At 39.1% G+C, this 17,183-nt stretch carries 19 protein-coding genes and 1 other annotated feature; all 19 genes read left to right on the top strand.

From position 1 onward, the window contains the following. Positions 1 to 305: 305 nt before the first annotated feature. The gene (locus tag LXM54_RS24940; RefSeq protein WP_267913490.1) at positions 306 to 770 is read left to right on the top strand and encodes a CtsR family transcriptional regulator; all 465 of its coding nucleotides are present in this window, start codon (positions 306 to 308) and stop codon (positions 768 to 770) included. A gap of 24 nt (positions 771 to 794) precedes the next feature. Next, a complete protein-coding gene (locus tag LXM54_RS24945; protein ID WP_233318650.1) occupies positions 795 to 1,343 on the top strand; it encodes a UvrB/UvrC motif-containing protein in 549 nt (182 codons plus the stop codon). Positions 1,344 to 1,346: 3 nt separating this feature from the next. Continuing rightward, positions 1,347 to 2,414, top strand: coding sequence for a protein arginine kinase (locus LXM54_RS24950; protein WP_233318652.1), 1,068 nt, complete (start codon positions 1,347 to 1,349; stop codon positions 2,412 to 2,414). A 24-nt stretch (positions 2,415 to 2,438) separates the two neighbouring features. Continuing rightward, positions 2,439 to 4,889: an ATP-dependent protease ATP-binding subunit ClpC gene (gene clpC / locus LXM54_RS24955; RefSeq protein ID WP_233318655.1), complete on the top strand. Its 2,451-nt coding sequence runs from the start codon at positions 2,439 to 2,441 to the stop codon at positions 4,887 to 4,889. 96 nt (positions 4,890 to 4,985) lie between these two features. Next, positions 4,986 to 6,365: a DNA repair protein RadA gene (gene radA / locus LXM54_RS24960; RefSeq protein WP_192486448.1), complete on the top strand. Its 1,380-nt coding sequence runs from the start codon at positions 4,986 to 4,988 to the stop codon at positions 6,363 to 6,365. A 227-nt stretch (positions 6,366 to 6,592) separates the two neighbouring features. Continuing rightward, positions 6,593 to 7,672 carry a PIN/TRAM domain-containing protein gene (locus tag LXM54_RS24965; RefSeq protein WP_192486447.1) on the top strand — a complete coding sequence of 360 codons (1,080 nt, stop codon included), beginning with the start codon at positions 6,593 to 6,595 and terminating at the stop codon, positions 7,670 to 7,672. A gap of 18 nt (positions 7,673 to 7,690) precedes the next feature. Beyond that, positions 7,691 to 8,380 (top strand): 2-C-methyl-D-erythritol 4-phosphate cytidylyltransferase, encoded by a 690-nt coding sequence (gene ispD, locus LXM54_RS24970; RefSeq protein ID WP_192486446.1) that lies wholly within the window; start codon positions 7,691 to 7,693, stop codon positions 8,378 to 8,380. Positions 8,381 to 8,400: 20 nt separating this feature from the next. Beyond that, positions 8,401 to 8,880 carry a 2-C-methyl-D-erythritol 2,4-cyclodiphosphate synthase gene (gene ispF / locus LXM54_RS24975; protein ID WP_233318657.1) on the top strand — a complete coding sequence of 160 codons (480 nt, stop codon included), beginning with the start codon at positions 8,401 to 8,403 and terminating at the stop codon, positions 8,878 to 8,880. A 79-nt stretch (positions 8,881 to 8,959) separates the two neighbouring features. Next, positions 8,960 to 10,417, top strand: a complete 1,458-nt coding sequence (gene gltX, locus LXM54_RS24980; protein ID WP_192486444.1) for a glutamate--tRNA ligase — start codon at positions 8,960 to 8,962, stop codon at positions 10,415 to 10,417. A gap of 44 nt (positions 10,418 to 10,461) precedes the next feature. Further along, positions 10,462 to 10,714: a binding site (T-box leader), on the top strand. A gap of 97 nt (positions 10,715 to 10,811) precedes the next feature. Further along, a complete protein-coding gene (cysE, locus tag LXM54_RS24985) occupies positions 10,812 to 11,462 on the top strand; it encodes a serine O-acetyltransferase (protein WP_192486443.1) in 651 nt (216 codons plus the stop codon). Then, positions 11,462 to 12,859 (top strand): cysteine--tRNA ligase, encoded by a 1,398-nt coding sequence (cysS, locus tag LXM54_RS24990; protein WP_233318658.1) that lies wholly within the window; start codon positions 11,462 to 11,464, stop codon positions 12,857 to 12,859. Before cysE ends, cysS begins: the two co-directional genes overlap by 1 nt. Positions 12,860 to 12,862: 3 nt before the next feature. Beyond that, positions 12,863 to 13,270, top strand: a complete 408-nt coding sequence (locus LXM54_RS24995; protein ID WP_192486441.1) for a Mini-ribonuclease 3 — start codon at positions 12,863 to 12,865, stop codon at positions 13,268 to 13,270. Between the two features lie 12 nt (positions 13,271 to 13,282). Further along, positions 13,283 to 14,026 (top strand): 23S rRNA (guanosine(2251)-2'-O)-methyltransferase RlmB, encoded by a 744-nt coding sequence (gene rlmB / locus LXM54_RS25000; protein WP_233318661.1) that lies wholly within the window; start codon positions 13,283 to 13,285, stop codon positions 14,024 to 14,026. 2 nt (positions 14,027 to 14,028) lie between these two features. Beyond that, the gene (locus tag LXM54_RS25005) at positions 14,029 to 14,538 is read left to right on the top strand and encodes an NYN domain-containing protein (protein WP_192486455.1); all 510 of its coding nucleotides are present in this window, start codon (positions 14,029 to 14,031) and stop codon (positions 14,536 to 14,538) included. A 70-nt stretch (positions 14,539 to 14,608) separates the two neighbouring features. Further along, positions 14,609 to 15,268 (top strand): RNA polymerase sporulation sigma factor SigH, encoded by a 660-nt coding sequence (gene sigH / locus LXM54_RS25010; RefSeq protein WP_192486439.1) that lies wholly within the window; start codon positions 14,609 to 14,611, stop codon positions 15,266 to 15,268. 105 nt (positions 15,269 to 15,373) lie between these two features. Further along, positions 15,374 to 15,517, top strand: a complete 144-nt coding sequence (rpmG, locus tag LXM54_RS25015) for a 50S ribosomal protein L33 (protein WP_192486438.1) — start codon at positions 15,374 to 15,376, stop codon at positions 15,515 to 15,517. Positions 15,518 to 15,566: 49 nt separating this feature from the next. Next, a complete protein-coding gene (secE, locus tag LXM54_RS25020) occupies positions 15,567 to 15,749 on the top strand; it encodes a preprotein translocase subunit SecE (RefSeq protein ID WP_192486437.1) in 183 nt (60 codons plus the stop codon). A gap of 187 nt (positions 15,750 to 15,936) precedes the next feature. Next, complete coding sequence (gene nusG, locus LXM54_RS25025; protein ID WP_192486436.1) at positions 15,937 to 16,470, top strand: transcription termination/antitermination protein NusG; 534 nt, start codon at positions 15,937 to 15,939, stop codon at positions 16,468 to 16,470. A 173-nt stretch (positions 16,471 to 16,643) separates the two neighbouring features. Continuing rightward, on the top strand, positions 16,644 to 17,069 hold the full coding sequence (rplK, locus tag LXM54_RS25030) for a 50S ribosomal protein L11 (RefSeq protein WP_141434103.1): 426 nt from the start codon (positions 16,644 to 16,646) through the stop codon (positions 17,067 to 17,069). Positions 17,070 to 17,183 lie beyond the last annotated feature (114 nt).

Genomic DNA, 17,183 nt, shown 5'->3' on the forward strand with positions numbered 1-17,183 from the left:
CTGAAAAGTCTTAAAGGCATTTTGCTTTTAAGACTTTTTTTATTTATAACCCCCAAAAATCATGCTTCTTAAAATCCACTTACCATTACCTCAAAAAATGCTCATGCTATTACTTGAAAATCTACACAAATCCGACTATAGTTAAATATAATTTATCAATCCCCCCTCTAATACCTATAAAAATTTTTTCTCTAGGTTTGAAATTAAGCGATAATGGGAAAATTAATAAAACATCAATCTTGCTAAACGACTTTTTTATCATGTATAATTATAGTCAAATATAGTCAAAGTCAGAAGGGGGAGGCTTGGTGAGAAATATTTCGGATATAATTGAGCATTATTTAAAAGAAGTATTAGAGATGAGCGGAAAATCACTTGTTGAAATAAAACGAAGCGAAGTTGCCGACAAATTCGATTGTGTACCATCACAAATAAATTACGTCATCAATACCCGATTCACAATTGAAAAAGGGTATTTAGTTGAAAGCAAACGTGGCGGAGGCGGCTTCATTCGAATAATGAAGGTTCAATCACATGATTACGCTCATCTGATCGACCAATTACTTTCCCTTATTCAAAGTCGAATACCTCAAAGCAGTGCAGAAGACGTCATTTACCGTCTTGTTGAAGAAGAGGTCATAAATGAAAGAGAAGCGAAAATAATGCTAAGTGTTATTGATCGCTCTGTACTGTATCTTGACCTTCCATATAGAGATGAACTAAGAGCAAGACTGTTAAAAGCGATGTTAACTACCCTAAAATATAAATAATAATGTTAGTTGTGAGGTGAAAGCATGAATTGTTCAGAATGTAATCAAAGGCCTGCAACACTTCATTACTCCAAAATCATTAATGGGAATAAAACGGAATTTCATCTATGTGAACATTGTGCCAGAGAAAAGGGAGATTTGTTTACGGCAAATGAAACTCCGGGATTTTCATTCAATAGCCTGTTAGCCGGTTTACTAAACATGGAACCGAGCATTCAACATATTAAACATGACCCGTATCAAAAGGAAGCAGAGCTTCAATGTAAGGAATGCTCAATGACTTTCCCTCAATTCACGAAAATTGGGAGGTTTGGCTGTCCTAATTGCTATGAAACTTTCAAAGACAGACTTCAGCCAATTTTAAAGAGATTGCATGGAGGAAATGTCGAACATAAAGGAAAGGTTCCAGAAAGAGTAGGCGGACATATCTTAATCAAAAAGGAAATTGGCAAACTTAGAGAAACACTTAAAGATCTTATCATACAAGAGGAGTTTGAAAAGGCTGCTGAGGTAAGAGACGAGATTAGAAAAAAGGAAAAACAATTGGTTACTTTTAATGAGGGGAGCGAGTAAGAGTTGTCTTTTGAAAAATTCATTAATAAAGCAAAAACATCTTGGATGTGCTCAGATGGACCAGACTCTGACATCGTTCTGACCTCTCGAATAAGATTAGCTAGAAACATAAATTCCAACAAGTTTCCGATACTTTTCTCTAATGAAGAAGCAGAAACAGTGATTCAAAAAGTCGGTGAAAAGGTATCAGCACAGTCAAACGAAAGTTTTGACAACTTAGAACTACTTAAAATGGAAGATCTTCAGCAACTTGAAAAAAGGGTTCTTGTTGAAAAACATTTAATCAGTCCTCTTCTTGCCAATGATGCTGCATATGGAGCATGCGTTCTTTCTGAGGATGAGGAAGTAAGCATCATGCTCAATGAAGAAGACCACATTAGAATCCAATGTATAAAGCCTGGTTTGCAGGTTATGGAAGCGTTAGAGAAAGCAAATAAAATAGACAATTGGCTGGAAGAGTCCATTGATTATGCTTATCACCTTGAGCTTGGGTATATAACAAGCTGTCCGACAAATATAGGCACTGGCTTAAGAGCATCTGTTATGATGCATCTCCCTGGGATGGTTCTAACCCAACAAATGAATAGAATTATTCCTGCCATCAATCAATTAGGTTTAGTTGTTAGAGGAATTTACGGTGAGGGCAGCGAAGCTTTAGGTAATATATTTCAAATATCCAACCAGATAACATTAGGGAAATCAGAAAGCGATATAGTAGAAGAATTAAAAAGCGTCGTGCATCAGCTTATTGAACAAGAAAGAGCTGCAAGAGAGGCATTAGTAAGAACTTCAAACATACAATTAGAAGATAGGGTTTTCCGATCATATGGAATCCTCTGTAACAGCAGAATAATAGAAACAAAAGAAGCAGCTAAATGCTTATCGGACCTTCAATTAGGTATCGATATGGGCTTTATTAAAAATGTATCAAAAGGGATACTAAATGAACTGCTTATCTTGACTCAGCCTGGTTTTCTGCAACTTTATTCAGGCGGGCAAATGAATCCAAATGATCGCGACATACGCCGCGCATCCTTAATAAGAGAAAGATTATTGTTGGAAACAGAGTAATTATATAATTGGGAGGATGACATTATGATGTTTGGACGTTTTACAGAAAGAGCACAAAAGGTACTGGCACTTTCACAAGAGGAAGCAATCCGCTTAGGACATAACAATATTGGTACAGAACATATTCTTCTTGGTTTAGTCCGAGAAGGAGAAGGCATTGCTGCAAAGGCACTGCAAGCACTTGGCTTAAGTCCTGAAAAAATCCAGGAGGAGGTAGAAAACCTAATTGGCAGAGGTCAGGAAGGTTCTCAAACAATCCACTACACTCCTAGAGCAAAAAAAGTAATTGAACTTTCTATGGATGAAGCAAGAAAGCTTGGTCATTCTTATGTAGGTACAGAGCATATTCTTCTTGGTCTTATCCGAGAAGGAGAAGGTGTAGCAGCACGAGTCCTCAATAATGTTGGTGTTAGTTTAAATAAAGCAAGACAGCAAGTATTACAACTACTTGGAAGCAGTGAATCGGGAAGCCATCAAGGCAGCTCTGCTGCAAGCGCAAATACTCCAACTCTAGACAGTCTTGCACGAGATTTAACTGCTATTGCAAGAGAAGGTAGTCTAGATCCAGTTATTGGTAGAAGTAAGGAAATTCAACGTGTAATTGAAGTATTGAGCAGAAGAACTAAAAACAATCCTGTTCTTATCGGTGAGCCTGGTGTCGGTAAAACGGCAATAGCAGAAGGATTGGCACAGCAAATTGTTCAAAATGAAGTACCTGAAATTTTAAGAGATAAAAGGGTTATGACTTTAGATATGGGTACAGTTGTAGCAGGAACAAAATACCGCGGTGAATTTGAGGACCGTTTGAAAAAGGTTATGGATGAGATTCGCCAAGCAGGTAACATCATTCTCTTTATTGATGAGTTGCATACACTGATTGGGGCAGGCGGTGCTGAAGGTGCAATTGATGCATCTAATATTCTAAAGCCTTCCCTTGCTCGAGGAGAGCTGCAATGTATTGGTGCGACTACATTAGATGAGTACCGCAAATATATTGAGAAAGATGCTGCTCTAGAAAGACGTTTCCAACCAATCACAGTTGATGAGCCTACTATTGATGAATCTATCCAGATTTTAAAAGGTCTGCGTGACAGATATGAGGCGCATCACCGTGTATCAATCATTGATGAAGCAATTGAAGCAGCAGTGAAATTGTCAGATCGTTATATTTCTGATCGCTTCTTGCCAGATAAAGCAATTGATTTAATAGATGAAGCAGGATCGAAGGTAAGATTAAGATCTTACACAACTCCTCCTAACTTAAAGGAACTAGAAGTTAAATTAGAGGAAGTGCGCAAAGAAAAGGATGCATCAGTCCAAAGCCAAGAGTTTGAAAAGGCTGCTTCCTTGCGTGACACAGAGCAAAGACTTCGTGAACAGCTGGAAGAAACGAAGAAGAATTGGAAAGAAAAACAGGGTCAAGAAAATACAGAAGTAACAGTGGAAGATATCGCAACTGTTGTATCAAGCTGGACTGGAATCCCTGTATCAAGATTGGCACAAACTGAAACAGATAAGCTTCTTAATATGGAAAACATTCTTCATAACAGGGTAATTGGCCAAGAGGAAGCAGTAAAAGCTATCTCCAAAGCTGTAAGAAGAGCAAGAGCCGGTTTGAAAGATCCAAAACGCCCTATTGGTTCCTTCATTTTCTTAGGACCAACAGGTGTAGGTAAAACAGAGCTTGCGCGTGCCCTTGCTGAATCAATGTTTGGCGATGAAGATGCAATTATTCGCATTGATATGTCCGAGTACATGGAGAAGCATTCTACGTCAAGACTTGTTGGTTCACCTCCAGGGTATGTAGGTTATGAGGAAGGCGGACAGCTTACTGAGAAAGTAAGAAGAAAACCTTATTCAGTTGTACTTTTAGATGAAATAGAAAAAGCTCACCCGGATGTTTTCAATATTCTGCTGCAGGTGTTAGAAGACGGGCGCTTAACTGACTCTAAAGGAAGAACAGTTGATTTTAGAAATACAGTACTAATCATGACATCGAATGTTGGTGCGTCTGCTTTAAAAACGAATAAATATGTAGGCTTTAATATTCAGGATGGTGAACAGGACTACAAAGATATGAAAGGACGTGTGATGGAAGAGCTGAAAAGAGCATTCCGTCCAGAGTTCTTAAACCGTATCGATGAGATTATTGTGTTCCATTCCTTAGAGAAGAAGCATCTTCAAGAGATTGTATCTCTAATGGCAGATCAGTTAGTAAGCAGATTGAAAGAACAAGAAATATATTTGACTATCACTGATGCTGCTAAGGAGAAGATCGCACAAGAAGGTTATGATCCTGAATATGGAGCTAGACCACTACGCAGGGCCATTCAGAAGCATATCGAAGACCGTCTGTCAGAGGAGCTTTTAAAAGGCACGGTCTTAAACGGACAGCATATTGATCTAGATGTGGAAGATGGGGAATTCACTGTAAGGGTGAAAGATACACAGCAATTGACAAACCTGCAAAAATAACGCTTAATATCATAAATGGCACACGTTTTACTATTGCGTGTGCCATTTATACTTTGTAAGAATAGAAGAGATAGTTAAAGGTAAGGAGATACAAGCATGGCGAAAAGAAAGACAAAGTTCTTATGTCAGGAATGCGGCTATGAGTCTGCAAAATGGATGGGTAAATGTCCAGGCTGTGGAAATTGGAATACAATGGTGGAAGAAGTAGAAAAGGCTCCAGCACAGAGGAAAGGGGCATTTGCTCATTCTCAAGGTGTGACAATAGCTGCCAAGCCTATTCCTGTAACAAGCATTGAGACAGTTAATGAGCCTCGAATTAAAACAGATCTAGAAGAGCTTAACCGCGTGCTCGGAGGTGGGGTGGTACCTGGTTCTCTTGTGCTTATCGGAGGAGATCCGGGGATTGGGAAATCGACACTGCTCTTGCAGGTATCTGCACAATTAGCCCTGAAAAAACAGTCTGTTTTATATGTTTCAGGAGAGGAATCACAAAAACAAACAAAGCTGAGAGCAGACAGGCTTGGAGTTATGTCTGATGATCTCCTTGTATATTCAGAGACAAACTTAGAGGAAATCAGCAGAACGATAGAAAACTCAAAGGTAGATTTTGTGGTAATAGACTCTATCCAAACAATTTTTCATCCAGAAGTCACTTCTGCCCCGGGGAGTGTCTCCCAAGTGCGAGAGTGTACAGCTGAACTGATGAGGATAGGAAAGACAAAGGGAATTGCCATTTTTATAGTTGGTCATGTGACAAAGGAAGGGTCTATTGCAGGCCCAAGACTGCTTGAGCACATGGTGGATACCGTTTTATATTTTGAGGGAGAACGACATCATACCTACAGGATATTGCGGGCTGTTAAAAACCGTTTCGGCTCCACGAATGAAATGGGAATCTTTGAAATGAAGGAATTTGGACTGGAAGAAGTCGAAAATCCATCAGAAATATTTCTGGAGGAACGTTCACAAGGTGCTGCTGGATCAACAGTTGTGGCATCCATGGAAGGAACAAGACCTGTGCTTGTCGAGATACAAGCCCTTATTTCTCCAACAAGCTTTGGAAATCCAAGACGGATGGCAACAGGGATAGATCATAATCGTGTGCCATTATTGATGGCAGTACTTGAAAAAAGAGTTGGAATGCTGTTGCAAAACCAAGATGCTTATTTAAAGGTTGCGGGAGGAGTTAAGCTTGATGAACCGGCGATTGATCTTGCTATAGCTGTTAGTATTGCATCCAGCTTCAGAGATAAGACCACAAGGGCGACAGACTGCATTATTGGAGAAGTAGGTCTGACTGGGGAAGTGCGAAGAGTATCCAGAATCGAACAACGAGTACAAGAAGCGGCTAAATTAGGATTTGAGCGCGTTATATTGCCTGCTAATAACCTATCAGGTCTTAGTGCTCCCAAGGGGATTGAACTGATTGGTGTCAGTTCTGTTGGAGAGGCGTTAAAAGCTGCCTTAGGAGAGTAACCGGACAAGTTCTATAGAAAAAACAATTGAAGTTGCATTATTGGTATGATAAAATGTAATGTTTAAATAATTTGACATTTAATTACCAAGAATGCTACTCTAAAAATAGCCAAAAAAGAACAAAAAGTTTGCTATTTAACTTTTTCATTACAAATAAAAAAATTCTCTGTAATATTAGGTTTCAAATTCGGGAATTTGTTTATAATGTGAAAGAGGAGGTGTAAGTATTGTTAAGACGGATTGTACAGGCATGTTTTTTAATTATTGGAGGGACTTTGGGAATCGTTTTTATTCCTGATTTATTAAATATGGTTAACTTAAATCATAATTTAATAAATAACCCTTATGTATCGGCAATACTTGGTGCCATTATTTTTTATTTTATTACTTTTTGGGCGATAGATTATATTGTTAATTTTATCAAGCTGGTGGAAGAAACCCTTGTTAAGGCTCCAATCACTGATATTATTACAGGAAGTGTCGGTTTAGCATTTGGACTGATATTAGCCTTCTTGATAGGCTATGCACTAACCGCCATAAAAGTACCGTTAATCAATACGGTCGCGCCTATTCTTTTAACTTTACTTTTTGGCTATTTAGGTTTTCAGGTAGGGTTCAAAAAGAGAGACGAGCTATCCACTCTTTTTGCAGCTAGAAAGAAGAAAGCAAATGAAGAGGAAGTATCAAAACCAGAAAAGAGCAATTTGAAAATTCTAGATACGAGTGTCATTATTGATGGAAGAATCGCTGACATTTGCCAGACAGGTTTCCTTGAGGGAACGATTGTAATTCCGCAGTTTGTACTTGGTGAATTGCAGCATATCGCAGATTCATCTGATGCTTTGAAAAGAAACAGAGGAAGAAGAGGTCTTGATATCCTCAATCGCATTCAGAAAGAGCTTGCAATCAAAGTGGAGATTTATGAAGGCGACTTTGAAGAAATTACAGAAGTGGACAGCAAGCTTGTAAAGCTCGCTAAAATCACAAATGGTGTTGTAGTTACTAATGATTTTAACCTAAATAAGGTTTGTGAATTGCAAAAGGTATCCGTTCTAAATATTAATGACTTGGCGAATGCTGTAAAACCAGTTGTTTTGCCAGGGGAAGAAATGAAGATACTTATTATTAAAGATGGTAAAGAGCATAACCAAGGTGTTGCCTATTTGGATGACGGCACGATGATCGTTGTTGAAGAAGGACGCAACTTTATAGGAAAACATATTGATGTGCTTGTCACTAGTGTTTTGCAGACATCGGCAGGAAGAATGATTTTTGCAAAACCAAAGTTATTAGAAAAAGCATTGTAATGGATGGGAGTTTGTTTTATGGCTTATGAAGTCATTATACCGGCCGCGGGTCAGGGGAAAAGAATGGGAGCAGGGAAGAATAAACTGTTCCTTAAAATAGACGGTCTGCCAGTATTTATCCATACTCTCAAGGTGTTTGAAAAGGATGAAAACTGTAGCAAGATTTGGTTGGTTACCAGCCCCCAGGATAAACAAGAAATGCATGGACTGATAAAAAGGAATAAAATAACGAAAATTGCTGCAATCGTAAACGGTGGAGATGAAAGGCAGTATAGTGTCTACAATGCTGTAAAGGAAATTTCAGATGATGCTATCGTCCTTGTTCATGATGCCGCTAGACCATTCATCGACCTTCATCAGATGAAGGAGTTGACGGAAGCTGCAGCAGCGAGTGGAGCATCTGTCTTAGCGGTCCCAATTAAAGATACCGTCAAAAAGGTAAAAGACGGGGTAGTTGAAGAGACAGTAGAACGTTCTAGCTTGTGGGCTATCCAGACCCCACAAGCTTTTCGTATTTCCTTGTTAAAAGAAGCCCATGAAAGAGCAATTGAAGAGGGGTTTCTAGGCACAGATGATGCTAGTCTTGTAGAGAGATTGGGGCAAGACGTTAGAATTGTCATGGGCAACTATGACAATATAAAATTAACTACACCAGAAGATCTATATTTTGCAGAGGCAATCATACAAAAAATAAAGTATAAATCTTAACAGCAAAAGGAGTACAAGACATGTTGCGAATAGGACAAGGTTTTGATGTGCATCAACTAGTAGAGGGGAGACCGCTTATAATCGGCGGTATTGAGATTCCTTATGAAAAAGGACTGCTTGGACACTCTGACGCAGATGTGCTTTTACATACTATAGCAGATGCTTGCTTGGGTGCTATAGGAGAAGGAGACATTGGCAGGCATTTTCCTGATACAGATCAGGCTTTCAAGGACTTTGATTCAGCAGTTCTGTTAAAAGAAGTTTGGAGTAAGGTGAAGTCAAAAGGCTATGAGTTGGTGAATGCTGATTGTACAATTATGGCACAGCAGCCAAAAATGGCGCCGCATATTAAGGAAATGCAATCTAGAATTGCTGAGCTGTTGGAAACACCGCTTGAAAACGTAAATGTAAAGGCGACAACAACAGAGAAATTAGGATTTACAGGAAGAGGAGAAGGAATTGCCTCTTTGGCAGTTGTTCTTTTACAGAGAAAAGTGTAGTAACACTCTTTTAATGGAAAATACTAAGTGATAGAATAAACAAGGAATATTTATGAAACAAATTCGAGGAGGCAGAACCATGAGTAACGAAATACGTGTTCGTTATGCCCCAAGTCCAACGGGACATTTACACATAGGGAATGCGCGTACTGCATTATTCAATTATTTATATGCACGCAATTTGGGTGGGAAGTTTATTATCCGAATTGAGGATACAGATAAAAAACGTAATATCGAAGGTGGAGAGCAAAGCCAATTAAAATACTTAAAGTGGCTTGGCATAGATTGGGACGAAAGCGTAGATGTCGGTGGAGATTTTGGTCCTTACCGTCAATCAGAGCGAAATGACATCTATAAAAAATATTATACTGAATTGCTTGATCGCGGATTAGCGTATAAGTGCTACTGTACGGAAGAAGAAATTGAAGCAGAGCGGGAAGAGCAAGTAAAGAATAATGAAACACCGAAATACTCCGGCAAATGCCGTCATTTGACTAAGGAAGAACAGGCGAAACTAGAAGCGGAAGGCAGACAGCCTAGCATCCGAATTAAGGTTCCAGAGAATGTTGTGTATGAATTTGAGGACATGGTCAAAGGATCTGTTTCTTTTGAATCAGAAACAATTGGGGATTATGTTATCGTTAAAAAAGACGGCACCCCTACATATAACTTTGCGGTTGCTATAGATGATCATCTAATGGAAATTTCCCACGTTCTTAGGGGAGATGACCATATTACAAACACACCTAAGCAGCTGATGATTTATGATGCGCTTAATTGGGAGAGACCAGTGTTTGGCCATATGACTTTAATCGTCAATGAAAGCAGAAAGAAACTGAGCAAACGAGATGAATCTATTATTCAATTTATCGAGCAATATGAAGAGCTTGGCTATCTGCCAGAAGCACTTTTCAACTTTATTACCCTGCTAGGTTGGTCTCCAGAAGGAGAGGAAGAGCTCTTTACGAAGGATGAATTCATCAAAATCTTTGACGCAGCAAGACTTTCGAAGTCACCTGCTCTCTTTGACCAGAATAAACTGGCATGGATGAACAACCAGTACATTAAAAAGGCTGACCTAAGCAAGGTCATTGAGCTGGCGTTACCTCATCTTATTAAAGCAGGACTTGTTGAGGAGAACCGTTCAAGTGAAGAGGACATGTGGGTTCATAATCTAATCGGCTTGTACCAGGAGCAAATGAGCTGTGGTGCTGATATTGTCGGTCTATCTACATTGTTCTTCAGTGAAGATATAGAGTATGATGAAGAAGCAAAAGAGGTATTATCTGGTGAACAAGTGAAGGAAGTGCTGTCTTCCTTTAAGGAAGAGCTGGATGCTTTGAGTGAATGGACTGCAGATAATATTAAAGCTGCCATTAAAAAAGTCCAGAAGGCTACAGGCCAAAAAGGCAAAAATTTATTTATGCCGATTCGTGTAGCTGCAACTGGTCAAACACATGGACCAGATCTTCCTAAAGCAATTGAATTGCTTGGATCTTCTAAAATTGAAAAAAGATTATTATCTCTAATTGGTTAACATTCTGATAAAAATGTAATATAGTAAAGGAAAACCAAATAAATAATAAATCGTAGAAGAGGAAAAGTAAAAAAAGGATGCTTTTTAGAGAGAACCATCAGCGGCTGAAAGTGGTTCAAGCCTCTCCTTTTTTGAAGTGCCCCTCTGAGTCCTATATTGAAAAACGAAAAGCAGTTTCTAGGTCTTTTGTTTAGTAAATAAAGGCGGTTCCTAACCGTTAACAAGGTTTGAGTGGAGATTATTGCCTAGGGAATAATCTAAACAGAGTGGAACCGCGCATATAAAAGCGTCTCTGTCTTTATGGACAGAGACGCTTTTTTTTGTAGGTATAAAGCAAAGTTGGGGGAATATAAACGACTTTCATGTAAATAGAGAAGGAATTGGGAGGGTTAAAATGTTTAAGCGCATTAAAGAAGACATATCAGTAGTATTTGAACAAGATCCTGCAGCAAGAAGCACAATTGAAGTAGTCCTTACTTACTCTGGATTGCATGCGATTTGGCTTCATCGCCTTGCGCATCGTTTTTACAAACATAGATGGTTTTTTCTTGCCCGCACGATATCTCAATTCAGCCGTTTAGTAACTGGTGTAGAAATACACCCAGGAGCGACGATTGGAAAAAGACTCTTTATAGATCATGGCATGGGAGTTGTTATAGGGGAAACTTGCGAAATTGGTGATAATGTGACGATATTTCAAGGGGTAACCTTAGGAGGAACCGGGAAAGAAAAAGGAAAGAGACATCCAACGGTCAAGGATAATGCGTTAATTGCAACTGGAGCAAAAGTATTAGGTTCGATAATTATTGGTGAGAATGCAAAAATTGGAGCCGGTTCTGTTGTTTTGAAAGATGTTCCGCCAAATTCCACAGTCGTAGGTATTCCTGGGACGGTAGTGGTGCAGGATGGTATTAGAATAAAAAAAGACTTAAACCACTCCGATTTACCTGACCCATTTGCGGAGAGAATGAAGGAATTAGAGAATGAGCTGCTTCATTTAAAAACCGAATTGAAAGAGCTGAAAAAGGAAGGGAGATATAGGTAATGCCTATTCAAATTTATAATACATTATCAAGGGAAAAAGAAGATTTTGTACCTTTAGAAGAGGGTAAGGTTAAAATGTATGTTTGCGGTCCAACCGTATACAACTATATTCATATTGGAAATGCAAGACCAGCAATAGTATTTGATACAGTAAGACGCTATCTAGAATTTAGAGGCTATGATGTAAACTTTGTTTCTAATTTCACTGATGTAGACGATAAATTGATTAGGGCTGCCAATGAGCTTGGAGAAGAGGTTCCTGCTATTGCAGACCGCTTTATTGAAGCTTATTTTGAAGACGTTACAGCACTTGGTTGCAAAAAAGCAGATACCCATCCTCGTGTAACAGAAAGTATGGATATCATTATTGAATTCATCGCAGCGCTAATTGATAAAGGCTATGCTTATGAGTCAGAGGGAGATGTCTATTATCATACTAGAAAATTTGAAGGATACGGTAAATTATCGCATCAATCAATTGATGAGCTTAGATCTGGAGCAAGAATAGCTGTTGGTGAAAAAAAGCAAGATTCTCTTGATTTCGCTCTATGGAAAAATGCAAAAGAGGGAGAAATCTCTTGGGAAAGCCCGTGGGGACAAGGAAGACCAGGATGGCATATAGAGTGCTCAGCAATGGTTAAAAAGTATTTAGGGGACACAATTGACATTCATGCAGGAGGACAGGATCTAGCCTTCCCTCATCATGAGAATGAGATTGCCCAATCAGAGGCATTATCAGGAAAGACGTTTGCAAACTATTGGATGCACAATGGCTATATTAATATTGATAATGAGAAAATGTCTAAGTCGTTAGGTAACTTTATTACAGTTCACGATATTCTGCAGATCCACGATCCACAAGTATTAAGATTCTTTATGCTGTCGGTTCATTACCGCAACCCAATCAATTACAGTGAAGAAGTACTAGAGAATACAAGAGCTGGATTGGAGCGTATTAGAACTTCTTACGATAACTTGCTGCACCGCAAGGTTACAAGCACTGACCTAACGGATACGAATGAAGAATGGCTGAAAAAAATCACTAATTTGCATAATCAATTCATTGAAAGTATGGATGATGATTTTAACACAGCTAACGGTATTTCCGTGTTATTTGAACTTTCCCAGCAAGCTAATTATTACTTATTGGAAAAGACAACGTCAGCGGCTGTCATCAATGCGTTTATAAAAGAATTTGAAGAGCTTTTCGGAGTGCTTGGGCTTTCGCTTGCGCAGGAAGATTTGCTTGACGAGGAAATAGAAGCACTTATCGAAAAACGAAATCAGGCACGCAAAGAACGTAATTTCCAATTGGCTGACCAAATTAGAGACCAATTGAAAGCGATGAACATCATATTAGAAGATACGCCACAGGGCATTCGCTGGAAAAGAGGGTAATGAATGCTCCTTTACGATAAGAATATTGATGAAAAACAACTGAATAGCTTGGCTCTTGCGTATATGGGTGATGCTGTACTGGAGATATACGTCAGAAGGCATCTTCTATATAGCGGCAAGGTGAGGCCTAACCAGCTCCATAGGGAAGCTACTAAGTATGTTTCAGCAAAGGGGCAAGCAAAGGTCGTCCATGCGCTGATAGCGGAGGATTTTTTCACACCTGAAGAATTTGCGGTCATGAAAAGAGGCAGAAACGCAAAATCTGGGAGTATACCAAAAAATACGGATGTTCAAACATACCGGTATAGCACTGGTTTTGAAGCTGTGCTTGGGTATTTATATTTGTCTAAGGATGAGGAGCGGCTTGAAAAAATTATTCAAGCTGCCTTATCCATCATTGAAAAGCAGTAGGAGGAACCAATAGTGGATAATGATTATATTGTTGGAAAGAACGCAGTAATTGAAGCGTTAAAATCAGAAAGGGATGTCAATAAGATTCTTATTGCAGAAGGCTCCCAAAAAGGGCAAATGCAGACCGTGATCGGTTTAGCGAAAAATTCGAATGTACTTGTTCAATTTGTGCCAAAGAAAAAGCTTGATACACTTGTAGATGCAAACCACCAGGGGGTTGTGGCTCAGGTTGCCGCTTACCAATATGCTGAAATAGATGATTTGTTCGCACTTGCTGAAAAGCGAAATGAAGCACCATTTTTTATGCTGTTGGATGAGATTGAAGATCCGCATAATCTAGGCTCTATTATGCGTACAGCCGATGCTGTAGGAGCACATGGAATTATTATTCCAAGAAGAAGAGCAGTAGGGCTGACTGCAACTGTTGCTAAAGCATCGACGGGAGCGATTGAACATATCCCGGTTGTTAGGGTGACAAATATGGCCAGAGCGATTGATGAGCTCAAGGAAAGAGGAGTATGGATCGCAGGAACTGATGCGAAAGGCAAAGAAGATTACCGCAGGTTTGATGGAACAATGCCGCTTGGCCTTGTAATTGGAAGTGAAGGGAAAGGGATGGGAAGGCTCATCCGTGACAAGTGCGACTTTCTTATCCAGCTGCCTATGGCAGGTGCAGTGACATCATTAAATGCATCCGTAGCTGCAGCACTTTTAATGTATGAGGTATACCGTAAACGCCATCCAATTGAGGGATAATGATGGATATACTTATAGTTGACGGCTATAACATTATAGGAGCATGGCCAGAGCTCAATAAGTTGAAGAATAATGATTTGGCGGCTGCTAGAGATGCCTTGCTCGAGAAAATGGCAGAATATCAGGGGTATTCAGGGTATCGTGTCATCATAGTTTTTGATGCCTACTATGTCAGGGGTACGGAAAAAAAGTACAGAAACTCTAAGGTTGAAGTGATTTTCACAAAGGAAAATGAAACGGCTGATGAAAGAATCGAAAAGCTAGCAAAAGAGCTAAGCAATAGAAGAACACAAGTTCATGTTGCTACATCGGATTTTACTGAACAGTGGGCTATATTTGGACAAGGAGCTCTAAGGATTTCAGCGAGAGAGCTCCTGATAGAAATGGCTGATATTGAAAAAAATATCGAAAAAAAAGTAAAGCGAATTAAAGAAAGAAAGCCTGTAATTAAGATACCGCTTTCTAAAGAAATGGAAGAATTATTTGAAAAATGGCGCCGCGGCGAGAAATGAGTTGTTGACGCTTAAAAAAACCCTACTGTATAATGGTTTTATCCATGATTGTGCGGTCGGGGGGATCTGAATGAGTGCTGACAACAGGAGTAAGAGTAATGAAAGTGTTGAGAAGTATTTAGAACTTGATGATGAAACACTGGTCGAATTAGTTCATAAGGGAGAAAGTGATGCTTTAGACTTTCTCATTCAAAAATATCGTAATTTTGTAAGAGCTAAAGCTAGATCTTATTTCCTAATCGGTGCTGATAAAGAAGATATTGTTCAAGAAGGCATGATTGGTTTGTATAAAGCCATCCGAGATTTTAAAGGGGACAAGCTGTCGTCATTTAAGGCTTTTGCTGAATTATGCATTACGAGGCAAATTATCACTGCAATAAAGACGGCAACAAGACAGAAGCATATTCCTTTAAATTCCTACGTCTCTCTTGATAAGCCAATTTACGATGAAGAGTCAGATCGAACATTAATGGATGTTATTTCTGGAGCGAAGATATTAGATCCAGAGGAATTAATAATCAATCAAGAAGAGTTTGACCATATCGAAGTGAAAATGTCCGAGCTTCTGAGTGATTTGGAAAGGAAAGTGTTAGCTCTGTATTTAGATGGACAATCCTATCAGGAGATTTCAGAAGAGCTTAACAGGCATGTAAAGTCGATAGATAACGCTCTCCAAAGGGTTAAAAGAAAGCTTGAGCGCTACCTGGAGATCCGGGAGTTTTCACTGTGATAGTTACAAAACCGCAGAAAAGGCAATTAACTGACTAATATTGACATACATTCATGTCCATGTTACAGTTTGGGGAGATATAAAGGACGTAGTAGGTGTTATTTAATGAGAAATAAGCTTGTATTGGCTTGTGGAAAATGCGGCTCCAGAAACTATTCGACAATGAGCAGCAAAACCACAGATCGCCTTGAAGTGAAGAAATATTGTCAAACATGCAATGCACATACAGTTCATAAAGAGACAAAATAGCAAATGCTGCTAAGACAGGCTACCCGCTTTTAAATATGGAGGTAACGAAATGCAACGCACTGTTAACTTTTTCCGCGAAGTAGGCAGAGAATTAAGAAAGGTTAGTTGGCCGAAAAGAAAGGAACTGACTAACTACACAATCACCGTCCTTGCGACAGTAGTGTTCTTTGCTTTGTTCTTTGCACTAGTTGATATGGGAATTTCCGAACTAATTCGTTTAATACTTGAATAACTGTTGTCCACTCATGGTATAATGGTAACACAATAGGAAACACACAAAGCCCGGAAACGGGTTTTTTCATTGCTTGAAAATAACTATTAAGCTTTTTTATGGGATTGCTCTTTTTAAATGAATGCATTACATAAGGCATGAAGAGTAAAATAGCGTTAAGGAGGGACGGACATAACAGTCCTCGAATATGGAAAAAAATTGGTATGTAGTACATACTTACTCTGGCTATGAGAACAAAGTCAAAGCCAACCTAGAAAAACGTGTTGAAACAATGGGAATGCAGGATAAAATTTTCCGTGTAATCGTTCCAGAAGAAGAAGAAACTGATATAAGAAACGGCAAGAAGAAAGTTGTAAAAAGAAAGGTATTCCCGGGCTATGTGCTTGTAGAAATCGTGATGACAGATGATTCATGGTATGTTGTCCGCAACACTCCTGGTGTAACAGGATTCGTTGGATCTGCAGGTTCGGGTTCAAAGCCGACTCCGCTTATGCCTGACGAAGTACAAGTTATTCTTAAGAGAATGGGCGTTGACGAACAACGTATTGATATCGAGTTTGAATTGGGTGAAACAGTTAAAGTAAATGAAGGTCCATTTGCAAACTTCACAGGATCTGTCGAAGAGATAGATAATGATAAAGCAAAAGTAAAAGTTTTAGTGAATATGTTCGGCAGGGATACACCTGTAGAGCTTGATTTTACACAAATTGAAAAATTTTAACCTGAAAAACTTGAAATGAACGAGAAAAAGTGTTAATATTTCAAAGGTCAGTATGTCTCAAAAGATGAGATGGAATATTGTCGCATTCTTTATGATAATATAAAGATTATATGTGTTGAGTGGGAGGGGAAAACCCCTATTACCACATCACGGACTTTAAGGAGGTGTGTCTCGTGGCTAAAAAAGTAATTAAAGTTGTTAAATTGCAAATTCCAGCAGCTAAAGCAAATCCGGCGCCACCAGTTGGACCAGCACTAGGTCAAGCAGGTGTTAACATCATGGGATTCTGTAAGGAGTTTAACGCTCGTACAGCTGAACAAGCTGGTTTAATTATTCCTGTTGAGATTACGGTTTTTGAAGACCGTTCATTTACATTTATTACAAAAACTCCACCTGCTGCAGTTTTATTGAAAAAAGCAGCTGGTATTGAGTCTGGTTCTGGTGAACCTAACCGTAATAAAGTAGCAACTGTTAAGCGTGATAAAGTACGCGAGATTGCTGAAACAAAAATGCCTGATCTAAATGCAGCTAGCGTTGAAGCAGCTATGCGTATGGTTGAAGGTACTGCCCGCAGCATGGGTATTGTTATTGAAGACTAAACCATATCCAATATGGTTCTGTTGATTAAGGTTGCGACATCTTTTGTTAGCGTCGCAACCTTTATTCGTGGGAGGTAATTCCGCTAAAACCACAATTCAAGGAGGAAATATAGT

Source organism: Bacillus sp. Au-Bac7 (genome assembly GCF_021341655.1).
In the GTDB taxonomy this organism is placed as follows: Bacteria; Bacillota; Bacilli; order Bacillales; family Cytobacillaceae; genus Niallia.

What these genes read in the sequence shown, in the direction of transcription:
- ispF (WP_233318657.1), top strand. Translation starts at nt 8,401, where the DNA reads ATGTTGCGAATAGGACAAGGTTTTGATGTGCATCAACTAGTAGAGGGG.
- cysE (WP_192486443.1), top strand. Translation starts at nt 10,812, where the DNA reads ATGTTTAAGCGCATTAAAGAAGACATATCAGTAGTATTTGAACAAGAT.
- secE (WP_192486437.1), top strand. Translation starts at nt 15,567, where the DNA reads ATGCAACGCACTGTTAACTTTTTCCGCGAAGTAGGCAGAGAATTAAGA.
- clpC (WP_233318655.1), top strand. Translation starts at nt 2,439, where the DNA reads ATGATGTTTGGACGTTTTACAGAAAGAGCACAAAAGGTACTGGCACTT.
- nusG (WP_192486436.1), top strand. Translation starts at nt 15,937, where the DNA reads ATGGAAAAAAATTGGTATGTAGTACATACTTACTCTGGCTATGAGAAC.
- LXM54_RS24945 (WP_233318650.1), top strand. Translation starts at nt 795, where the DNA reads ATGAATTGTTCAGAATGTAATCAAAGGCCTGCAACACTTCATTACTCC.
- sigH (WP_192486439.1), top strand. Translation starts at nt 14,609, where the DNA reads ATGAGTGCTGACAACAGGAGTAAGAGTAATGAAAGTGTTGAGAAGTAT.
- LXM54_RS24995 (WP_192486441.1), top strand. Translation starts at nt 12,863, where the DNA reads ATGCTCCTTTACGATAAGAATATTGATGAAAAACAACTGAATAGCTTG.
- rpmG (WP_192486438.1), top strand. Translation starts at nt 15,374, where the DNA reads ATGAGAAATAAGCTTGTATTGGCTTGTGGAAAATGCGGCTCCAGAAAC.
- ispD (WP_192486446.1), top strand. Translation starts at nt 7,691, where the DNA reads ATGGCTTATGAAGTCATTATACCGGCCGCGGGTCAGGGGAAAAGAATG.
- radA (WP_192486448.1), top strand. Translation starts at nt 4,986, where the DNA reads ATGGCGAAAAGAAAGACAAAGTTCTTATGTCAGGAATGCGGCTATGAG.
- cysS (WP_233318658.1), top strand. Translation starts at nt 11,462, where the DNA reads ATGCCTATTCAAATTTATAATACATTATCAAGGGAAAAAGAAGATTTT.
- gltX (WP_192486444.1), top strand. Translation starts at nt 8,960, where the DNA reads ATGAGTAACGAAATACGTGTTCGTTATGCCCCAAGTCCAACGGGACAT.
- LXM54_RS25005 (WP_192486455.1), top strand. Translation starts at nt 14,029, where the DNA reads ATGGATATACTTATAGTTGACGGCTATAACATTATAGGAGCATGGCCA.